This is a genomic window from Hymenobacter daecheongensis DSM 21074, from assembly GCF_900141805.1.
Lineage (GTDB): Bacteria > Bacteroidota > Bacteroidia > Cytophagales > Hymenobacteraceae > Hymenobacter > Hymenobacter daecheongensis.
Map to the genome: position 1 here is coordinate 1 of NZ_FQYN01000008.1, position 19,608 is coordinate 19,608.

Annotated in this window: 17 protein-coding genes; 13 read left to right on the forward strand and 4 right to left on the reverse strand. The window is 65.0% G+C overall.

Translation table 11 applies throughout. The features are described 5' to 3' along the window. The 3 genes from BUB62_RS19355 to BUB62_RS14985 all read left to right on the forward strand — a co-directional run. Positions 1 to 226: hypothetical protein (locus tag BUB62_RS19355; RefSeq protein ID WP_200799938.1), on the forward strand; the 226-nt coding region annotated here is incomplete at its 5' end. Between the two features lie 257 nt (positions 227 to 483). Beyond that, positions 484 to 3,006, forward strand: a complete 2,523-nt coding sequence (locus BUB62_RS14980) for a tail fiber domain-containing protein (protein ID WP_073111441.1) — start codon at positions 484 to 486, stop codon at positions 3,004 to 3,006. A 54-nt stretch (positions 3,007 to 3,060) separates the two neighbouring features. Then, positions 3,061 to 4,467, forward strand: coding sequence for a T9SS type A sorting domain-containing protein (locus BUB62_RS14985; RefSeq protein WP_073111443.1), 1,407 nt, complete (start codon positions 3,061 to 3,063; stop codon positions 4,465 to 4,467). Positions 4,468 to 4,528: 61 nt separating this feature from the next. Here the strand turns inward: BUB62_RS14985 and BUB62_RS14990 are convergent, their stop codons facing one another. The 3 genes from BUB62_RS14990 to BUB62_RS15000 form a co-directional block, all read right to left on the reverse strand. Then, complete coding sequence (locus BUB62_RS14990; protein WP_143164204.1) at positions 4,529 to 5,332, reverse strand: DUF4097 family beta strand repeat-containing protein; 804 nt, start codon at positions 5,330 to 5,332, stop codon at positions 4,529 to 4,531. A gap of 98 nt (positions 5,333 to 5,430) precedes the next feature. Further along, positions 5,431 to 6,237: a DUF4097 family beta strand repeat-containing protein gene (locus tag BUB62_RS14995; RefSeq protein ID WP_073111447.1), complete on the reverse strand. Its 807-nt coding sequence runs from the start codon at positions 6,235 to 6,237 to the stop codon at positions 5,431 to 5,433. 245 nt (positions 6,238 to 6,482) lie between these two features. Further along, a complete protein-coding gene (locus BUB62_RS15000) occupies positions 6,483 to 7,385 on the reverse strand; it encodes an arginase family protein (RefSeq protein ID WP_073111449.1) in 903 nt (300 codons plus the stop codon). Positions 7,386 to 7,463: 78 nt separating this feature from the next. Here BUB62_RS15000 and BUB62_RS15005 point away from each other — a divergent pair, with 78 nt between their 5' ends. The 6 genes from BUB62_RS15005 to BUB62_RS15030 all read left to right on the forward strand — a co-directional run bounded on the left by BUB62_RS15005 (position 7,464) and on the right by BUB62_RS15030 (position 12,569). Continuing rightward, positions 7,464 to 7,922, forward strand: a complete 459-nt coding sequence (locus BUB62_RS15005) for a hypothetical protein (RefSeq protein WP_073111451.1) — start codon at positions 7,464 to 7,466, stop codon at positions 7,920 to 7,922. A 130-nt stretch (positions 7,923 to 8,052) separates the two neighbouring features. Next, positions 8,053 to 8,787, forward strand: coding sequence for a YebC/PmpR family DNA-binding transcriptional regulator (locus tag BUB62_RS15010; RefSeq protein WP_073111453.1), 735 nt, complete (start codon positions 8,053 to 8,055; stop codon positions 8,785 to 8,787). 292 nt (positions 8,788 to 9,079) lie between these two features. Next, on the forward strand, positions 9,080 to 10,147 hold the full coding sequence (locus BUB62_RS15015) for a serine hydrolase domain-containing protein (RefSeq protein WP_073111455.1): 1,068 nt from the start codon (positions 9,080 to 9,082) through the stop codon (positions 10,145 to 10,147). Positions 10,148 to 10,335: 188 nt separating this feature from the next. Beyond that, positions 10,336 to 10,701, forward strand: coding sequence for a hypothetical protein (locus BUB62_RS15020; RefSeq protein ID WP_073111457.1), 366 nt, complete (start codon positions 10,336 to 10,338; stop codon positions 10,699 to 10,701). 170 nt (positions 10,702 to 10,871) lie between these two features. Continuing rightward, on the forward strand, positions 10,872 to 11,978 hold the full coding sequence (rluF, locus tag BUB62_RS15025) for a 23S rRNA pseudouridine(2604) synthase RluF (protein WP_073111459.1): 1,107 nt from the start codon (positions 10,872 to 10,874) through the stop codon (positions 11,976 to 11,978). A 69-nt stretch (positions 11,979 to 12,047) separates the two neighbouring features. Continuing rightward, positions 12,048 to 12,569, forward strand: coding sequence for a GNAT family N-acetyltransferase (locus BUB62_RS15030; RefSeq protein ID WP_073111461.1), 522 nt, complete (start codon positions 12,048 to 12,050; stop codon positions 12,567 to 12,569). Positions 12,570 to 12,646: 77 nt separating this feature from the next. On the opposite strand, the gene BUB62_RS15035 is transcribed toward BUB62_RS15030, so the two are convergent. Next, complete coding sequence (locus BUB62_RS15035; protein WP_073111463.1) at positions 12,647 to 15,376, reverse strand: TonB-dependent receptor; 2,730 nt, start codon at positions 15,374 to 15,376, stop codon at positions 12,647 to 12,649. 379 nt (positions 15,377 to 15,755) lie between these two features. Between BUB62_RS15035 and bioB the strand changes: the two genes are divergently transcribed. From bioB to bioD, 4 genes are all read left to right on the forward strand, one after another. After that, positions 15,756 to 16,760: a biotin synthase BioB gene (bioB, locus tag BUB62_RS15040; protein WP_073111465.1), complete on the forward strand. Its 1,005-nt coding sequence runs from the start codon at positions 15,756 to 15,758 to the stop codon at positions 16,758 to 16,760. Positions 16,761 to 16,974: 214 nt separating this feature from the next. Then, the gene (locus BUB62_RS15045; RefSeq protein WP_073111467.1) at positions 16,975 to 18,111 is read left to right on the forward strand and encodes an aminotransferase class I/II-fold pyridoxal phosphate-dependent enzyme; all 1,137 of its coding nucleotides are present in this window, start codon (positions 16,975 to 16,977) and stop codon (positions 18,109 to 18,111) included. A gap of 47 nt (positions 18,112 to 18,158) precedes the next feature. Further along, positions 18,159 to 18,788 carry a class I SAM-dependent methyltransferase gene (locus tag BUB62_RS15050; protein WP_073111468.1) on the forward strand — a complete coding sequence of 210 codons (630 nt, stop codon included), beginning with the start codon at positions 18,159 to 18,161 and terminating at the stop codon, positions 18,786 to 18,788. A 33-nt stretch (positions 18,789 to 18,821) separates the two neighbouring features. Next, positions 18,822 to 19,442, forward strand: coding sequence for a dethiobiotin synthase (gene bioD, locus BUB62_RS15055; RefSeq protein WP_073111470.1), 621 nt, complete (start codon positions 18,822 to 18,824; stop codon positions 19,440 to 19,442). The last annotated feature ends 166 nt before the right edge of the window (positions 19,443 to 19,608 follow it).

Consider the following 19,608-nt stretch of genomic DNA (forward strand, 5'->3'; position numbering starts at 1 on the left):
CGAGCAGCTCCACGCCCAGCTCCGCCAGCACCAAGCCCAGCTGCCCGCCCTCGAAACCCACACCGCCGCCGCCGAGGCCCAGGCCCGCGCCGCCGCCCAGGCCGCCGCCACCGCCGCCGCGCTGCCCGCCGCGCGGGCCAGCGCCGCCCGCCGCCGCGCCGCCCTGGCCGCCCTGGCCCAGCGCCTGCGCACCCTGGAAGCCGCCGGCGAACAAGCCCGCCAATGAAACCCGCCCACAAGACCCGCCCGCCCCGCCCGACCCACCCACCGGCGCCCATACGTTCTGCTTTCACTGATTGGGTTTTGTCGCCTGGCTCCCCCTCTCTCCTAGGAGAGGGGGTCGGGGGGTGAGGCCCCACTCCCAGCGCCGATACGCCCTGCTTTTTCCCCGATTGGTCTTTGTCGCCTGGCTCCCCCTCTCTGAAGGAGAGGGGGCCGGGGGGTGAGGCCCCCCTTCTCCGCTTACTTCTCCCTTCCTCGCCCATGAACCCGCACCATACCCTCGCCGCCCTGCTGCTGACCGCCGCGCCGCTGGCCGCCCGCGCCCAAACCGGATCGGTGGGCATCGGCACGACCACGCCCCACGCCGCGGCCATCCTCGACGTGCGCAGCACCACCCAGGGGCTGCTGCTGCCGCGCCTCACCCTGGCCCAGCGCACGGCCCTCACGGCCAGCCCCACCGCCCCGCCCGTGGCCGGCCTCGTCATCTACCAGACCGACAACACCCCCGGCCTCTACGCCTACGACGGCGCGACCTGGGTGCGCCTGGGCGGCGACAACCTGGGCAACCACACCGCCACCACCAATATCGGCCTGAACAACAACTGGCTCAGCAACGCCCCCGGCAACGCCAACGGCCTGCGCGTAGACAACTTCGGCCGCGTGGGCATCGGCACGGCCACCCCGGCCCAGTCGCTCACGGTGCAGGCCGATGCCACCGGCGCGGCCCTGGGCTTCGCCGCCACCACCACCGGCCAGGACAAGTACAACCTGAGCCTGACCGGCGGGGGCCTGAACCTGAGCGAGAGCAACGTGGCCGGCGGCCGCCTGTTCGTGAAAGACGGTGGGGGCGTGGGCATCGGCACCACCAGCCCCGCGGGCGGCCTGCACGTGGACGCGCCCGAAAGCCCCTCGACCAGCGCCCTGGGCGTGCTGCTGAGCGGGGGCAGCAGCGGCAACCCCGGCCTGGAGCTGCGCGGCCAGGGTAAAACGCCCTACCTGGACTTTGCCGAAACCAGCGGCGTGGACTACTCCACCCGCCTCATCAGCGAGGGCGGCACCCTGACGGTGCGCACCAGCGGGGCCAATGCCACCGCCCTGGCCGTGGACGGCGGCCTGCGCGTGGGCGGGGGCAGCCCGGCCGCGGGCAAGTTCCTCAAGGCCCTGGACGCCACCGGCCAGGCCGTGTGGGACTACGCCGCCGGGGCCACCGGCCCGGCCGGCCCGGCCGGGGCCACGGGGGCTACCGGCCCCACTGGCCCGGCCGGCCCCACCGGCCCCGCCGGCCCCACCGGACCCGCCGGCCCGGCCGGCCAGAACGGCGCGACCGGCCCGCAGGGGCCGCAGGGCGTGGCCGGCACCAACGGCACCGGCCCGGCCGACAACCTGGGCAACCACACCGCCCAGCGCCACCTCAACCTGGCCGGGCACCTGCTGGTGGGCGGCACCGCCGCCGCCCCCGGCGCCGCCGGCCTGGCCGTAGATGGCAGTGGCCGGGTGGGCATCGGCACCCCCACGCCGCTGGCCGCCCTGCACCTGCGCGAGGGCGACGCCCTCTTCAGCGCCGCCGGCGACGTGCCCGCCACCCCCGCCCCGCTGGGCCTGAGCGGCACCGGCCGCCGCGCCTTCTGGTACGCCGACAAGGCCGCCTTCCGCGCTGGCTACGCGGGCGGCACGTACGTGCATCTCACCTACACCGCTTACACTCCCACCGTCGTTGGCGGCGCCATTCGGGCGGAGGTTTTTGGCGACGGCAGCACGTATTTCGATGAGGCCAACGTAGGCCCCTACTCGTTTGCCGCCGGCTACGCCGCCCTGGCCAGCGGGCAGGGCGCCGTTGCCATGGGCACCCACAACCGCGCCACGGGCCTGAACGCGGTTTCCCTGGGCGAGAAGAACCTGGCGAGTGGGGATAATTCCATCACCATCGGTAGTCAATCTTCTGCCATTGGTTTTGGGGGGGTTGCCATAGGCACTTACGCGTACTCCGCGACCGAATTCGCCACGGCTATCGGTTTCCAGAGCTTTGCCCTGGCTCCGTTCTCGATGGCGCTGGGCAAAAATGCCTGGACCAAGCACCGAGGGGCCGTCACCATCAGCGACGCCAGCGCCGGGTTACCCTCCGATTGGGTGGTCAGCAACGGCCCCAACGAGCTGAACATGCGCTTTATAGGGGGCTACATATTCAACACCTCGCAGAACGCGCGGGGCAGCAACTGCGGCGGCTGCTCGAGCGGGGCCATCAATGGGGTGATGCTGGCTCCGGGTGGGGGCTCGTGGACGACGCTGAGCGACCGGCGGGCCAAGGAGAACCTGCGGCCCGTGGACGCGGAGCAGGTGCTGGCCAAGGTGGCGGCGCTGCCCGTGGGCGAGTGGAACTACAAAAGCCAGCCGGCCAGCCAGCGCCACGTCGGCCCCATGGCCCAGGACTTCTACCAGGCGTTCCGCCTCGACGGCATCGGGCGCGACACGACCATCAACACGGGCGACATCGACGGGGTGAACATGCTGGCCATCCAGGCCCTGGCTGCCCGCACGGCCCGCCTGCGCCAGCAAAACGAGCAGCTCCACGCCCAGCTCCGCCAGCACCAAGCCCAGCTGCCCGCCCTCGAAACCCACACCGCCGCCGCCGAGGCCCAGGCCCGCGCCGCCGAAGCCCAGGCCGCCACGGCCGCCGCCGAGCTGCGCACCCTGCAAGCCCAGGCCACCGAGGACACCGCCGCCCTGGAAGCCCTGGAAGCCCGGCTGCGCCGGCTGGAGGCGGCCGGCGGGCAGGCCCAGCGCTAAGGCCGGTCGTTTTCCCGGCCTGTTTTCCTGCTCATCTTCTTACCTTGCCAACCGATGAAACTACGCCTTACCCTCGCCTTGCTGCTGCCCGCTCTCGGCAGCGTTGCCCAAACCCTCACCAACGACGGGGCCACGCTCACGGTGGAAGCCGGGGCCACGCTCTACGTGGCCGGCACGGTCCAGAACAAGGCCGGCAGCACGCTCACCAACGCGGGCACCCTGCAGCTTACCGGCGACCTGACCAACGCGGGCACGCTGGCCTCCGGCGGCACGCTGCTCTTCGCCGGCACCACCAACCAGGCCTTCACCCCCGGCGCGGCCACCGTGGCCACGCTGGTGGTGAACAATACCGGGGCCACCGGCCAGCGCACCCTCACCGTGCCCACCGACCTGACCGTGGGCACCGCCCTGACTCTGCAAAGCGGCCTGCTGCGCACCGATGCCACCGCCACGCTCACCCTGCCCGACGGAGCCACGCTCAGCGGCGAAGGCCCCGGCCAGTACGTGCAGGGCAACCTGCGCATCGTGCGGGCCGCCGGCAGCGGGGTGCTCAACTTCGGCCACGGCCTGAGCCTGGACCGCACCAGCCTGGGCCAGGTGACGGCCACCCGCGCCGCCGGCCTGCTGCTCGACAACGTGAGCCGCACGGCCCTGCCCAATACGGCCGGCAAGAGCATCGACCGGATCTGGACCGTGGAAACCACCACCGCCCCCGCCGTCGCCGTGCCCGTGACCCTGAGCTGGCCTCCCGACGACGACAACGGCCTGAGCAGCTTCAGCTCCGCCCGGGCCTGGCGCTCCCCGGTGCCGGTGACGGCCTGGGCGGCCGTGGGCACGGCGCAGGCGGCCACGGTCACGGCCACCAGCCGCAGCTTCTCGTTTACTACCGCCGTTCTGGGCCGCCTCACCGTGAGCAGCGCCGCCGCGCCGCTGCCCGTGGAGCTGACGCGCTTCACGGCCGAGGCCCAGGGCGCCGACGCCCTGTTGCAGTGGGCCACGGCCTCGGAGAAGAACAACGACCGGTTTGAGGTGGAAGCCAGCGCCGATGGCCGCACGTTCCGGCGCATTGGCACGGTGGCGGGCCACGGCACCAGCACCCAGCCCCACGAGTACCAGCTGCTGGACAAAGCCATTGCCCGCTACGCCGCCAGCCCCGTGTACTACCGCCTGCGCCAGCTGGACCACGACGGCACTGCCACCTACTCGCCCGTGCGGGCCGTGGGCGTGAGCAGTCTGGCCGGGCTGGCCCTGTTTCCGAACCCCACCCGCGCCCAGGCTACCCTCACCGGGGCCGCGCCGGGGGCACAGGTGCAGGTCTATGACGCGCTGGGCCGCCTCGTGGTCACCGCCACGGCCGATGCCACCGGCTCGGCGGCGCTGGTGCTGCCGCAGTGGCGCACGCTGGGCGTATACGTGGTGCGCGTGGGCAAGCAGGCCCTGCGCCTGAGCGTGGTGGAGTAGCACGACCGGCCGATTGGTAAGCAGGAAGTAGCGCGGAAGGGATTTCCGCGCTACTTCCTGCTTACAGCTGCGTCAGCTTCACGTCGCCTTTCACCGTCACGGCTTTCAGCAGAGCGCCGCCCTGGCCCAGCGTGGCGGCCACCACCTTCTGCAGCGGCTCCGCTTTGGTGACGGGCAGCTTGCCGGCGCTGATGCTGCCGATGGTGGTGGCGGCATACAGCCGGGCCGAGTAGGCTTTGGGCACCTCCCAGGTGATGCTGCCGTTGGTGGTTTGCACGTCGAGCCCCTCGCCTACCCATTTGGAGCCGGCCAGCTTGATTTTCACGCCGCCGTTCAGCGTGCGCCCCCGCACGCTGCCGCCCACGTTGATGAGGGAAATACCGCCGTTGGCGGCCTCAAACGTGACGGTGCCCTGCAGGTCGCTTAGGTTGATGCCGCCGTTGAGCGTGCGTAGGGTCAGCGTCATTTTGCGGGGCACGAACACCTCGTAGCTCACGGCCCAGCCCAGCTCGCCCTCGGCGGTGCTTTCGGCCCGCAGGGTGTAGTCTTTGGCCATAATGGTGATGCTCTTGCCCAGCTGGCGGGCTTCCGCGTCGGTTTTGCCCCAGGCCAGAATCTTGGCCCGCACCCGCACGTCGGGACCGTCCCAGCCCCGCACCGTGATGCCGCCGTTGGCGCGACCGTCTATCGTGATGCCCTGGCCGGCGGGCGCGGGCAGGGTTTTGTCGCGGGTTTCGCAGTAGCGCTTGCTGCTGCTGCTGGTGAAGGTGCCGTCGGTGCACTGGGTGGTGAAAACAGGGGCCTGCTGGGCGCGGGCGGCCGGGGCAGCCAGGCTCAGAAGCAGCGTAAAAAAGCAGATTCTCATAGGGGCGGGCACAAAAAAGCGGCGATGCATCGGGCATCGCCGCTTCGGAGCCGGAACGCGAAAACCGCTCCAAAAGGTGCGGCTATAATGTGGCTGTTTTACAGTTGCCGCACTTTAATGCCGCCGTTGGTGGTCACTGCCTTCACCGGGGCTCCGCCCTGCCCCAGCGTGGCGGTCAGTTTTTTATGAAACATGCCCGATTTGGTCACCGGCAGCCCCCCGGCTTTGATGTCGCCCATGCTGGTGCTGGTGTAGAGCTGGGCCGAGTAGTCTTTGGGTAGCTCCCAGCTGATGCCGCCGTTGGTGGTTTCTACATCGAGCCCGGCCCCTACCCATTTGGGACCGGAGAGCTTAATATCGACCCCGCCGTTGGTGGTCTGGCCCTTCACCTGGCCCGCTACGTCGGTGAGGGAGATGCCGCCGTTGGTGGTTTCAAAGGTGATGCGGGCGTCCAGATTACTCAGGGAGATGCCGCCGTTCACGGTTTCAAGCGCCAGGGCCGTTTTGCGGGGCACAAACACTTCGTAGCTCACGGCCCAGCCCTGCAGCAGGCCCTTGCCACCGCTGGCGCGCAGCGTGTTGCCGCTGGTATTCAGGGTAATGCCCTTGGCCAGCTCGGCCGCGGCTTCATCGGTTTTGGCCCAGGTAGAAATGCGGGCCCGCACCCGCACATCGGGGCCATCCCAGCCTTTCACCGAGATGCCGCCGTTGTCCTTGCCGTCGATGGTTAGGGTTTGGGAGCCGGGAGCGGGCATGGTCAGGTCGCGGATTTCGCAGTACTGCTTGCTGGTGCCGTTGCCGTTGCGGGAGTCGGAGCAGGCGGAGGTGAACGTGGGGGCCGGGGTCTGGGCAGCGGCTGAAAGGGCGGTCAGGCCGAGCAGCAGGGTAGAAACCAGGGTTTTCATAAGGACGGGGGCTGAAAGTGGGAGTTGGTTTTGGGGATAGATGCGGGGGCGGGAGAAGTCGTTGCCTGAAAACGACAAATGCATAACCGAACGTCATGCTTGATCTGGCGTACGCGAAGTTCAAGTATCTCTACCACGCCATTTGGTTAGCATTGCAACGAAGCGGGAGAGATGCTTCGACTTCGCTCAGCATGACCGTTCGGTTATGTATCAAGCATGACCGTGCTTTTTTAACTCTACCACCCCTACCCCTTCGCCACCCCCGTCAGGAAGGCGGTGATGATGGTAGCGGCCAGCCGGGCGGTCTGGTTGTCGCGGTCGAAAACGGGGTTCAGCTCTACCACCTCAAACAGGCGCACCTGGGCATTCTGGCCGGCCAGAAACGCAGCTTGTGTGGCCTGGCGGGGCGTAAAGCCCTCGGCGCTGGGGGCCGATACGGCGGGGGCGTAGGCCTCGGCGCAGCCGTCGATGTCGAAGCTCACGAAGGCGGGGCCGGCGGCGGTGGCCCGGCGCAGAGCCCGCTCCTGGTAGAGCGGCATGCCATCCTGCTGCACGTGGGCCAGGGGCACGATGGTGACCTGCTGCTCATTCAGGAAGTCGATATCGGCTTTGGTGTTGAGGTTGGAATGCAGCCCGATTTCGGTGAAGCGCGGGCCGGCCAGCACGCCCTCGCGCAGCAGCTTGCCGAAGGGCGTGCCGCTGCTGATTTCGGGCTTGTCCTTCACGTCGGCGTGGGCATCGAGGTTTACTCCCCCCACGGGCTGGCCGCCGGTGGCGTCGAAAAGGCCGCGCACGGTGCTGTAGGTGCCGTCGTGGCTGCCGCCGAGCACCACCACGCGCGGGTATTGGCGCAGCAGCGCGGCCAGCTCCCGGCGAATGGTTTCGTGGTTCCGGGCGTGGTCGGGGCTGGTCAGGTCGAGGTTGCCGGCATCGGCGATGCGCAGGTGGTCGAGGCTGACGTTGTGCTCCAGGTTGTAGGTTTTGTGGTAGCGGCGCAGCTCCCGACGGATGGCGTCGGGGGCGTGGCGGGCCCCGGCGCGGCCGCCTTCGAGCACGGTACCGAAGTCGAGGGGCAGGCCCACGAGGCACACCTCGGCCTGGGGAAGCGCGGCGGCGGGTTGAATCAGCTCACGGAGGAAAGTTGGCATGGCACGAATGTAGCGGGCGGCGCACAACTCCCAACCACAACCTGCCCCGCGCCCCGGCCACATTCCGTACCTTTCGCTATGCCCAACCGCTCGTTTTTCCTGCTCATGCTCTTGCTGGCCGGCTTTACTCCCGGCTTCGCCCAGCAAACGAAAGTTACCAAACCGGCCCGGATAGCGCCGCCCGCCGCGTCGTTTTTCACCACCTACGCCTACCTCACCTACGCCATCGTGGACCGCCAGACCAAGGCTACGCCCATCCCCGCGCGGGGCGTGGGCGGCACCCTCACGCTGCACCCCGACGGCACCTTCCAGAAGCGCCTGACCCTACAGGGCAACGGCGGCACGCTGCACTTCGACCAGGACGGCCGCTTCAGCTTCAGCGGCACCCAAATCACCTTCACCTACACCGACAGCAAAGGCCAGCCCCGCGTGGACCAGGGCACGTTTCGGCTGCAGCCGGCCGTGGGCCTGCTCACGCTCACGCTCGTAGGTTTCCCGGCTGGCAATCAGGGGATCTATACGCTGCGGGCGCAGTAGCTAGCCGCCCCGCGGACCGTGCATTGCACCCGCGCGCCCTTTCTGCTAACTTGCGCCCCCTTTCCGGCCGGAGGCTCCCGCACCCCGCCCGAACAACTCACCATTTCACTATTTCACTATCTCACCACCGATGGGAAGAGCATTTGAATTCCGTAAAGGCCGCAAAATGAAGCGCTGGGACAAGATGTCGAAAGACTTCACCCGTATCGGCCGCGAAATCGTGATGGCCGTGAAGGAAAGCGGCCCCAACCCGGATACCAACTCCCGCCTGCGCACGGCCATGCAGAACGCCAAGGGCGTGAACATGCCCAAAGACCGCGTGGAATCGGCCATCAAGCGGGCCAGCAGCAAGGAGGAAAAGGACTACCAGGAAGTGGTGTATGAGGGCTACGCGCCCCACGGCGTGGCCGTAGTGATTGAAACCGCCACCGACAACCCCACCCGCACCGTGGCCAACGTGCGCATGTACTTCAACCGCGGCAACGGCGCCCTGGGCACCGCCGGCTCCAGCGACTATACCTTCACCCGCAAGGGCGTGTTCCGCCTGGCCGCCGAGAGCCTGGAGCTGGATGAGCTGGAGCTGGAACTTATTGACGCGGGCGCGGAAGACGTGTACGCCGACCAGGAGGAAGACGAGCACGGCAATGTGAAAGACTTCATTGTGGTAGAAACTGCCTTCACCGACTTCGGCCAGATGCAGAAGGCTCTGGAAGAAAAGCACCTGAACGTGGTATCGGCCCAGCTGCAGCGCGTGCCCAACACCACCGTGCACCTCGATGGCGACGAGCTGGAAGAAGTGATGAGCCTGATCGAGAAGTTTGAGGAAGACGACGACGTGCAGGCCGTGTACCACACGCTCGGCTAAACCACGAATTCGCGCGGATTCATCGGATTTCACGGATTTTGTGGACGATTCATTGCGTATTCTGGCGGGCCGCTCCTGATTGGGGCGGCCCGCTGTGCTTTCGAGCCAGGGCAACGCCTGAGCGGTTTGCGCCATCTTGCCGGTATGCCGGCTGCGGTGGTTTTCCTGCTTACAAGAAAAAAAGTCGAAGACCTACCGCCTGAAATCGTCAAGCTCCCCCTCTCCCCCGGAGAGGGGGCCGGGGGGTGAGGCACCACCAGAACAACCCGGCACCCCACCCTAACCACCAGCTATGAAATCCCCGCTTATCCTGCTCTACCTCCTGTTTTCCACCTTCGCCGCTACCGCCCAGCAGGCCGGACTGACTGCCCTGCTCAAAAAAGAAAATGTGCCCGGCATCCAGCTTATTCATACCAAAAACGGCCACACGACAACCTACAGCCTGGGCCTGCGGCAAAACGGCACCACCCAACCCGTCACCGGCCAGACCATTTTTCAGGCCGCTTCCCTGGGCAAAGTCGTGCTGGCCTACACCGCGCTGCGCCTCGTGGATCAGGGCATACTGCGCCTGGATACGCCCCTGTTCACCTACTTCAACTACCCTCGCCTGCGAGGCCAGGCCCGCGCCGACAAAATCACGGCCCGCATGGTGCTGGGGCACACGGCCGGGTTGCCCAACTGGGCCCAAAACCCCTTCGCGGCCACCTGGGCCACCTCCCCGCTGCCCCTGAGCTACACCCCCGACAGCTGCTGGAACTACTCCGGCGAGGGCTACGTGTTGTTGCAGAAAACCCTGGAGCACCTCACCGGCAAATCGGTGGAGGTGCTGGCGCAGGAGCAGGTATTCGGGCCGCTGCACATGGCCCGCAGCAGCTTCGTGTGGCAAAAGCGCTTCGCGGCTAACGCCGCGGCCGGCCACGACGCCATGGGCCGCTCCACTGGCAGCAAGCAGTTTGTGGAGGCCAACGCCGGCTTCAGCCTGCTCACCACCGCCGCCGACTACAACCGCTTTCTGCAGGCCCTGCTGGCTGGCCGGGGGCTGCAGCCGGCCACCGCCCGCCTGCTGAGCACCGCCGCCAACCCAGCCAACCGCTGCCGCACCCCCAGCACCGCCACCGATGCCTGCATCGACTGGGCCTGCGGCGTGGGCCTGGCCGCCACCAGCCGCGGCCCCGCCCTCTGGCACTGGGGCAACAACGACGACTTCCAAGGCTTTTTCCTGGCCTTGCCCGAGCGCCGGGAAAGCCTGCTGTTCTTCACCAACAGCGCCAACGGCCTGACACTGACCGACGAGCTGCTACGGCTGTTCCTCGGCCCTGGCGATTATTGTACCACGCAGTGGCTGGCCGAGGCCAAATAGCGCGGGCTTAGCAGCTGTTTGAGTTAGTGAAAGAGGTGTGAAAACGGTGTAGAGACACATACTTGCGTCTCGTCGTTGAACAACAATCGTTGGGCCGGCGCGGCCGACGAGACGCAACTATGCGTCTCTACACGGTCCAATCGCCTGAAATATCAACCCAAACAGCTCCATACTTAATCTACCCACTCATGCCTCTCTCCTACCGCTCCCTTTTCTACTTCGAAAGCGCCACCGCCATTCTGCTCGAAATAAAGCGGCTGGACCTGCCCGGTGAGCAAGATCCGAACAAGCTCTACCACTGGCTCATGTTCGATAAGGCCACCGGCACGCTTCACCCCCAGGATTTTGTGTCGATGCAGGCCGGCGCGGAAGTGCAGGAGCGGGAATTTCGGCAGGGGCGGCTGCGGTTTACGGAGCAGAGTGCCACCTACGTGGCCCACGCCACCGGGCAGGCGCTGGAGCTGGCGGCCGCGCAGCCGGCGCAGCTGCCCGCGGCGTTGGCGCAGGCCATTGAAGCGTACCTCGCCACGCTCCAGCCCGGTTCACCACGTTAAAGCCCAGATTTGAAACACCTTAAATCTAAAACTAAAGCTAGTCCTCCCTCTCCTTTTCGGAGAGGGGGCTAGGGGGTGAGGCGCCCGCGCAGCCCCACCACCCCGCTTCTGCGTAACTTGCGGCCCTGCCCGCGCCGTTTGTGGGCTTTTCAACCCTTGCCGCTTGCCCTATGCCCAGTTCCGAATCGACCCGCCTCAACAAATACATCAGCGAAAGCGGCGTGTGCTCCCGCCGCGAGGCCGACAAATTCATTGCCGAGGGCAACGTATTCGTGAACGGCAAGCGGGCCAGCATCGGCGACCAGGTCACGGCCAAGGACAAGGTGATTGTGAACGGCCAGCGCATCGAGCCCCGCGCCCCCGAAGATGCCATCTACATTGCCTTCAACAAGCCGCCGGGCATCACCAGCACTACCGAAACCAGCGTGAAGGGCAACATTGTGCGCTACATCAAGCACAGCGAGCGAATCTTCCCCATCGGCCGCCTCGACAAAGACTCGCAGGGCCTGATTCTGCTGACTTCCGACGGCGACATCGTGAACAAGATTCTGCGCGCCGGCAACCGGCACGAGAAGGAATACATTGTGATGGTCGACAAGCCGATCAAGGATGAGTTCCTCGAAGGCATGCGCAACGGCGTGTCTATCATGGGCATTATGACCCAGAAATGCGACGTGCAGAAGGAAACCAACTACATCTTCCGCATCACGCTCATTCAGGGCATGAACCGCCAGATCCGGAAGATGTGCGAGGCATTTGGCTACGAAGTGGTGCAGCTGGAGCGGATTCGAGTGATGAACATCACTCTGAAAGGCCTCGGCGTGGGCGACTGGCGCGAGCTGACGGAAAAGGAGTTGGCCGGCATCATGGAGATGACCAAAAACTCGTCCGGCACCAAGGAAGCCTCCCTGCCCAAGCGCCGCGCCCCGGTGGTGAAGCAGCTGGGCTGGGACGTGAAAGGCCCGCGCACCGCCGAGGAAGGCGCTTTCGAGCAGCCCGCCCGCGCCCCGCGTGCTCCCAAAGCCGCTGGCAGCGCCCGGCCCGCTACCCGCAAAGTCGCCCCCGGCAAGCCCGCCGCCGGCAAAGCCAAGGCCCGGCCCAAAGCCAAGACCATCGCCGACCCCGACTTCTTCGACGGCAAGCCCCTGAAGCCCACCAAAAAAGCCGCCGCCAAGGCTGCCCGGCCCAGCATTGCCGGCGGCAAGTTCAAGCCCGCCGCCAAAACCCTGAACCGCGCCCCCAAAGGCAACGCCGGCCGCCGCGGCGGCAGCCGGTAGGGTCATTCGGTAGAAATCAGCCCGTCATTCCGAGCGCAGCCGAGGAATGACGTTCTCTCACTTTGCCCCATGCACATCTTCGTCGAAACGGACCGCCTGATTCTGCGGGAGCTGCTGCCCACCGATGAGGCCGCCATGTTTGAAATGGACGCAGACCCCGAAGTGCACCGCTACCTGGGCAACAAGCCCGTGACAACCATCGAGCAGAGTCGGGCGCTGATTGCCTTCGTGCGCCAGCAGTACGTCGAAAACGGCATCGGGCGCTGGGCGGTGGTAGAAAAGCAAACCGGCGCGTTCGTGGGCTGGTCGGGGTTGAAGCTGGTAGCCGGCCCCACCAACGGCCGCACCAACTACCACGACCTGGGCTACCGCTTCCTGCGTCGCTACTGGGGCCGCGGCTATGCCACCGAAACCGCTGTGGCCTCCGTGCGCTACGGCTTCGACGTGCTGCGTCTGCCCCGCATCTGCGGCATTGCCGATGTGCGCAACGTGGCCTCCAACCAAGTGCTGCAAAAGGCCGGCCTGCGCTTCGGCAACACCTTCGACCTCAACGGCCTGCCCCACCACTGGTATGAGCAGGAGCAGCCGTAGCCCTGGCCCAAAACTTCACAAAAAAAGGCCCGCATCACCGATGCGGGCCTTTTTTAAGGCTGAAACTCAACCAAATATTACTTCACATTCACCAGCAGACCCACGTAGGCCAGCCGCCCGAGCTGGGGGCCGCCGATGATCTGGACGTTGCGGGCATCAAACAGGTTCGAGACGCCGGCCTGCAGTGTGGTGGCCAGCTTGGGCACGGTGTAGCCCAGCGAGGCATCTACGGTGCGGTAGCTCCGAATCTGGCCGGTGGCGAAAGGCATTTCCTGCTGGTGGCCCTCTATCCAGCGGTAGTTCACAGAGTAGCTCACGTTGTGCGACTCACCGCTGGCGGTCAGGTTATACTTATGCTTGGGCGTGTTGAAGAACGTGCGGAAGCCGGCGGGCAGATTACTCTTATCCAGCACGTTGAGCGAGTAGTTGCCGCCGATGTTCAGCGCCTTGGCTGCGTAATAGGTCAGGCCGAACGTGGCACCCTGGGTACGCACTTCCTGCCGGTTGTTGACGGCCGCGAAGATGATGCGCGTGGGCTTCGACACATCGGAGAAGTTCGAAGCCAGCCCGCCGTAAAACTGCGGGTCGGAGGGGCGGGTGCCGTCTAGGTTGCCCACGAAGGCCTGGCCCCCGATGAAGTCGTTGTAGCGGCTGCGGAAGTAGCTGGCATCCACGTACACGTTCGGGATGATGGCGCCTTTGTAGCCCACTTCCACCGTATTCACGCGCTCCAGCCGGAGCTTGTCGAAGCTGGCGGCGTAGTTAGCCAGCGGGTCGCCGAAAGTGTAGGGCTTGCCGTTGGCATCGGTGAAGTTGTAGCCTTGGAAGCCGTTGCCCACGTTGCCCAGCAGAATGAACGTGCCCACATCGGAGCGCAGGTACTGGTCGGTTTGCGAGGGGCTGCGGAACGCCTGGCCGTAGCTGGCGCGGAAGTTATGCTGCTTGTTTTCGCCGAAGGAGAACACCGCCGCGGCGCGGGGCGAAAACGACGTATCGAAGTTCTTGAACCGGTCTACGCGGCCGGCAAACGACAGTTTCAGGCGCTCGGCCAGCAGGGTCTGGGTCAGCTGAGCGTAGGCCCCGTACTCGTGGTTGGGGATGCGCTTGCCATCGGTATCGGCAAACAGCTTGCCGCCCGAGCCCAGGCGATACTGGCGGTAGGCGGCCCCCACAATCAGGTCGGTGCCGGCGTCGGAGAGGTGGAAGTTGCGCTGGGCGCTGATGTCGTTCAGGAAGGAGTTGAAATTCTGCTGCGCCCCGCGGCCGGGCTGGTCGTCGCTGGTGATTTTATCGCGCAGCGTGGCGAAGCGCGGGTCCGTGCTTTTCAGCTGGGTAGCATCGGCCGCCGCTTTGGCCGCTGCCTGAGCCGCCTCTACTGGCAGGCCGCCCTTACGGGCCTGGTCGTAGGTCTGGTTATAGACGTAGAAATACTGCTGGTAGTAGCGCGTCTGGCCGCCTTCGGTAGTGGGCGAAGCCAGCAGCAGGGCGCTCAGCTGGGTCAACTCATAGCTGTTGCCGGTGAAGTCTTCCGTGGAATACGCCCGGATAAAGCCTTTCGCGCTTTTCAGCTCGGCCCGGTACTGATTGGTTCCCAGGCCCTTGATGCGGAAGCGGCTCAGGTTCTGGTAGGTAGAGGTTCCCACGCCGCGCTTGGCTTCCAGCGTCAGCTTCAGGTCGTTCTTAATCAGATACGACACCGCCCCCTGCAAGCGGTACGACTTGGTTTTCTGGTCCTTGCCGATCAGCTCGCCTTCGGTGAAGCCGGGCATGTACACGGTTTTGTTGTACAACTCAGAGTTCACCTTGTAGTTCAGCGCGGGCTGGTCCTGCGCGGACGAATACCGGTTGCTAATCTCGCCGTAGCGGTTGATGGCGTCGTAACCCAGGCTGGAGCCTTCGGGATTTAGGGACGTATTGTTGGCGGCGTAGTTGTCGGCAATCCAGTCGTTGGCCTGGAAGGCGCTGGCGTTGAGCTTCACGGCCCACTTGTCGCCGAGCTTACGAGCGAAGCGCAGCTGGCCGTCGAGCAGGTTGCGCTGGCCTCCGCGCAGGCGCAGGCTCAGCCCATCGTACACGAAGGGGTCTTTGGAGTTGAACAGCACCACGCCGCTCAGCGCATTGGAGCCATACAGCGCCGAGGCCGGCCCATGAATGATTTCAATGCTTTCCATATCCAGCTCCGGAATACCGACCAGGTTGCCGGGACTCAGGTTCAGCGAGGGCAGGGCCGTATCCATGTAGTCGACCAGCTGAATCACTCGCTCGCTCTTGGCCGTGTTGAAGCCGCGCGTGCTAATGGAGGTGAACAGCATCGACGCCGAGTTGACATCGACGCCGGGCAGGCTGCCCAGGCCAGCCAGAATTTCGGGCGTGCTGATGCGCTCAATCTGCTTGCCCGATACCTTATCGATGGTTACGGGGGCGCGCAGGATGTTTTCCTCCACCCGCGAGGCCGATACGACGGTTTCGTTCAGCAGCGTAGAGCTTGGCACCAACGAGACGCTCAGTTGGCTTTCGGGCTTGGCCAGCCGCACCGTCTGCGACTCGTAGCCCACGTAGGCCACCACTACTTCCACGGGGCCATTGTCGAAGGGCACGCTCAGCCGGAACCGGCCCATCTGGTCGGTGCTGGTGCCAATGAAAGTACCTTTCACGAAGACCGTGGCGCCGGGCAGCGGCTCGCCGTTATCGGTCAGGATGGTGCCGCCGATAGTGGCCTCGGCAGGGTCGGTGCTGCGGACGGCAGCGGTGGCTTTGCGTTTGGCCGGCAGTCGGTGCGGCTGGTCGCCGCCGGTTGGTGCGGCCATAAGCGGTGGGGCTTGTAGCAAAGCTGCTACAAGCAGGGCAGAATAAGCGTGTTGCATTGGGTGTTGTTAACGGAGCGAAATAAATGACCTCAAAGCTATTGTCGGGCATTATTTGCGTCGTTTTTTTTAGTCGAACCGGACAATTTGCTTGGTGAATGAAGGGGTTTGCCCGGTCAATATTTTTAGCAAAGCGTTATATAAATCAAGCATATTTTTATAAATATATTAGCGTATTAGCTTGCTTGGAGCCCGCAGTTTGGCGGCCAAAAAGCCGCTGGTATAGCCGCTAAACCGGCCGGGCGTGTATCTTGCGGCCCGGTAAGCGCCGGTTCCGCTGGCGTATCCTTCTTATTTCCGCACCCGACTCCCCTTTCCCACCATGCTCCGTACCGACTGGACGCTCGACGAAGTAACTGCTATTTATAACCAGCCCGTGCTGGAACTCGTGACGCAGGCCGCCGCCATTCATGCCCAAACCCAGGCCACCGGCGAAGTGCAGGTGTGCACGCTGCTGAGCGTGAAAACCGGCGGCTGCCCCGAGGACTGCGCCTATTGCCCCCAGGCCGCCCGCTACCACACCGGCGTGCAGGCCCACAAGCTGCTGCCCGATGCTGAAGTACTGGCCTCGGCCCAGCGCGCCAAAGACTCGGGCAGCACCCGCTTCTGCATGGGTGCCGCCTGGCGCGAAATCCGCGACAACCGCGACTTTGACCGGGTATTGGGCATGGTAGAACAGGTGAATGGCCTGGGCCTGGAAGTGTGCTGCACGCTGGGCATGCTGAACGAGTACCAGGCTGAGCGCCTGAAAGAGGCCGGCCTCTACGCCTACAACCACAACCTCGACACCAGCCGCGAAAAGTACGACGACATCATCACCACCCGCACCTACGACGACCGGCTGAACACGCTGGAGCACGTGCGCAAAGCGGGTATCTCGGTCTGCTCGGGCGGCATTATCGGCTTGGGCGAAACCGACGAGGACCGCATTGCCATGCTGCACACGCTGGCCACGCTGCCCGCCCACCCCGAAAGCGTACCCGTCAACGCCCTCGTGCCCGTGCAGGGCACCCCGCTGGCCGACCAGCCCCGCGTGAGCGTGTGGGAAATGCTGCGCATGATTGCCACCGCCCGCATCCTGATGCCCCACACGATGGTCCGCCTCTCTGCCGGCCGCCAGGAAATGCCCGTCACGGAGCAAGCCCTCTGCTTCCTGGCTGGTGCCAACTCCATCTTCAGCGGCGAAAAGCTCCTGACCACCCCCAATCCGGATTTCGACGCGGATAAGCAAATGTTCGATTTGCTGGGCCTGAAGCCGCGCAAGTCGTTCAAGGATATGCCGGAAGGGGCTACGGTACTGGGCAAAGCCGCGCCGGTAGAAGCCTAGAGCAAGAAAACCAAGCCCTAGCTCCCCTCCTTTTTTCAAGGAGGGGTAGGGGTGGTTGCTAAAGCTAGAAAATCGTTGAACGTAATCTAATTCTAGCAACCACCCCTGCCCCTCCTTGAAAAAAGGAGGGGAGCTAATTTTTAATTCTAAAAAAGCTAAAAGCTAGTTCCCCCTCTCCTTTTCGGAGAGGGGGCTAGGGGGTGAGGCGCACCGCATGAACGACCAACTCCACCACCGCCTGCACACCGACCTAACCCGGCGCGAAGCCGCCGGCACCCGCCGCCGCCTCCCGCCGCCCGCCGCCGGCCTGGTCGATTTCAGCTCCAACGACTACCTCGGCCTGAGCCGCCACCCGCAGGTGCTTGCCGCCGTGCAACAAGCCGCCCAGGAGCCCGCCGGCAGCACCGGCAGCCGCCTGCTCACCGGCAACTCCGCCGCCGCCGAAGCCCTGGAAACCCACCTGGCCCGCTTCCACCGCGCCGAAGCCGCGCTGCTGTTCAACTCCGGCTACACCGCCAACCTGGGCTTTTTCAGCGCTGTGCCCCGCCGCGGCGACACCATTCTCTATGACGAAGCCAGCCACGCCTCCGTGAAGGAAGGCATCCGGGCCAGTTTCGCCACCGCCTGGAGCTTCCGCCACAACGACCTGACCGACCTGGAGCGCCGGCTCAGCCGCGCCACCGGGGCCGTATTCGTGGCCGTGGAGTCGTTGTATTCGATGGATGGGGATATGGCCCCGCTGGTGGAATTGGCCGGGCTCTGCCGCCGCCACGGGCTATATCTGGTGGTAGATGAGGCCCACGCCAACGGCATTTATGGCCCTAACGGTGAAGGCGTAGTGGTGGCGCTGGGGCTCGAAGACGACATTTTTGCCCGCATCCTCACCTTCGGCAAAGCCCTCGGCAGCCAGGGTGCCGCCGTGGCCGGCCCCGCCATCCTGCGCGACTACCTGCTCAACTTCAGCCGCCCTTTCATCTACACCACCGCCCTGCCTCCGCTCACCATTGCCGCCCTCACGGCAGGCTATGAGCTGCTGCCCATGCTGGCCCCGGAAAGGGCACGGCTGCTAGCACTTTCCGACTACCTAAAAGCCGCGCTCAACGCCGTGCCCGGCCTGCACGTGCCGCTGGAAAGCCACATCATTCATCCGGTTTTCTTCACCCAAAACTCCGGCCCGGCCCAGGTGCGCCAGCTAGCCGCCGCCGCCCAGCAGGCCGGCTTTGACGTGCGGCCCATTGTAGCGCCCACGGTGCCGGCGGGCACCGAGCGGCTGCGGCTGATTGTGCATTCGTATAATACGGAGGCGGAAATTGAGGGGCTGGCTGGGGTGCTGACAGCGGCACAACAGTAGAACTCTCTGACAGCGCTTCAGTAGCTCAATTTCAATGCAGTACGCGTATGGACCCTAGCCAGCTTGCGGCCGCCACATTCGATAGGTGCGCCCCGGAATACCAGACGAAGTACATGAATGTTGAGCAGTATGCCGAAGGCCTGCAACGGCTTTGCTCGCATCTTCCTGCCCAAGCCAGAGTGTTGGAGTTGGGCTGTGGCCCCGGCAACCTCACCCAGTATCTGCTACGCTGGCAACCGCAGTATCGCATCCTAGGCATTGATGTAGCGCCAAAGATGCTGGCACTGGCCGCCGCCAACAACCCCGGAGCGGAATTCCACTTGCTCGATTGCCGCTCGATTTCCCAACTTACCAGCCGCTTTGACGCAGTGGTGGGCGGCTTCTGCTTGCCGTACTTGTCGAAGCCGGAAGCCCAACAGCTCATCGCCGATTCGGCTTCGCTGCTTGAGCCGGGCGGGATGCTCTACCTCAGCACCATGGAAGACGACTATATGAAGTCGGGGATGCAAACTTCCAGTGCTGGCCACTCGCTCTACATACACTACCATCAGGCCGATTATCTGCTGGCAGCCTTGGCCACGCACGGCTTCTCGCTGCTGCACTGCCAGCGTCAGCCATTCCCCGACGCCGAAAACCCTAGTGCCACCGATTTAATTCTACTGGCACAGAGACAGTAGCGCGCACGGGCTACAATGCCCCTGTTTTACTAAATGGAAAACCTCTTCATCACCGGCATCGGCACCGACGTAGGAAAAACCTTCGTCTCCGCCATCATCACCGAAGCCCTGCAGGCCGACTACTGGAAGCCCGTGCAGGCCGGCCTCACCCCCACCACCGACGCCGCCACCGTGCGCGGTCTGGTGCAGAACTCCGTCAGCCGCTTCTGGCCCGAGCGGCACCGGCTGCGGCTGCCGGCCTCGCCCCACGCCGCTGCCGCCGCTGAGAATCTGACGCTGCGGGCCGGGGATTTTCAGCTGCCCGAAACCGACAATCACCTCATCGTGGAGGGCGCGGGCGGGTTGCTGGTGCCGCTGGCGCCGGGCCTGCTTATTGCCGATTTGATCGGGCAATTTGGGCTAGAGGTGGTGGTGGTTTCGCGCAACTATCTGGGCAGCATCAACCATACGCTGCTCACGCTGGAAGCGCTGCGGGCGCGGGGGCTGCGGGTGCGCGGGCTGGTGTTCAACGGCGAGCCGAACCCGGCGACGGAGGACTTTATTGCCCAGCATACCGGCGTGCCGCTCATGCCGCGCGTGCTCCCGGAAGCCGAAGTGACACCGGCCGTGGTGAGCCGGTACGCGGCGGAGTTTCGGGAGTGGTTTGAGCTGTAGGAATCCTATCTGTCATCCTGAGCTTGCGAAGGACCTTATCACGGCTGAACGATAATTGTAAGAGCGACTCGTTCCCATTCCATAAGGTCCTTCGCAAGCTCAGGATGACAGTTTATTTACACACCTCTGCGCTCCTTTGCGGGAAATGACGCCCGGGTTGGTTGTA

Bases quoted from the DNA above. Each gene is read 5' to 3' on its own strand.
- BUB62_RS14980 (WP_073111441.1), top strand. From the start codon at position 484: ATGAACCCGCACCATACCCTCGCCGCCCTGCTGCTGACCGCCGCGCCG.
- BUB62_RS14985 (WP_073111443.1), top strand. From the start codon at position 3,061: ATGAAACTACGCCTTACCCTCGCCTTGCTGCTGCCCGCTCTCGGCAGC.
- BUB62_RS14990 (WP_143164204.1), bottom strand. From the start codon at position 5,332: ATGAGAATCTGCTTTTTTACGCTGCTTCTGAGCCTGGCTGCCCCGGCC.
- BUB62_RS14995 (WP_073111447.1), bottom strand. From the start codon at position 6,237: ATGAAAACCCTGGTTTCTACCCTGCTGCTCGGCCTGACCGCCCTTTCA.
- BUB62_RS15000 (WP_073111449.1), bottom strand. From the start codon at position 7,385: ATGCCAACTTTCCTCCGTGAGCTGATTCAACCCGCCGCCGCGCTTCCC.
- BUB62_RS15005 (WP_073111451.1), top strand. From the start codon at position 7,464: ATGCCCAACCGCTCGTTTTTCCTGCTCATGCTCTTGCTGGCCGGCTTT.
- BUB62_RS15010 (WP_073111453.1), top strand. From the start codon at position 8,053: ATGGGAAGAGCATTTGAATTCCGTAAAGGCCGCAAAATGAAGCGCTGG.
- BUB62_RS15015 (WP_073111455.1), top strand. From the start codon at position 9,080: ATGAAATCCCCGCTTATCCTGCTCTACCTCCTGTTTTCCACCTTCGCC.
- BUB62_RS15020 (WP_073111457.1), top strand. From the start codon at position 10,336: ATGCCTCTCTCCTACCGCTCCCTTTTCTACTTCGAAAGCGCCACCGCC.
- rluF (WP_073111459.1), top strand. From the start codon at position 10,872: ATGCCCAGTTCCGAATCGACCCGCCTCAACAAATACATCAGCGAAAGC.
- BUB62_RS15030 (WP_073111461.1), top strand. From the start codon at position 12,048: ATGCACATCTTCGTCGAAACGGACCGCCTGATTCTGCGGGAGCTGCTG.
- BUB62_RS15035 (WP_073111463.1), bottom strand. From the start codon at position 15,376: ATGGCCGCACCAACCGGCGGCGACCAGCCGCACCGACTGCCGGCCAAA.
- bioB (WP_073111465.1), top strand. From the start codon at position 15,756: ATGCTCCGTACCGACTGGACGCTCGACGAAGTAACTGCTATTTATAAC.
- BUB62_RS15045 (WP_073111467.1), top strand. From the start codon at position 16,975: ATGAACGACCAACTCCACCACCGCCTGCACACCGACCTAACCCGGCGC.
- BUB62_RS15050 (WP_073111468.1), top strand. From the start codon at position 18,159: ATGGACCCTAGCCAGCTTGCGGCCGCCACATTCGATAGGTGCGCCCCG.
- bioD (WP_073111470.1), top strand. From the start codon at position 18,822: ATGGAAAACCTCTTCATCACCGGCATCGGCACCGACGTAGGAAAAACC.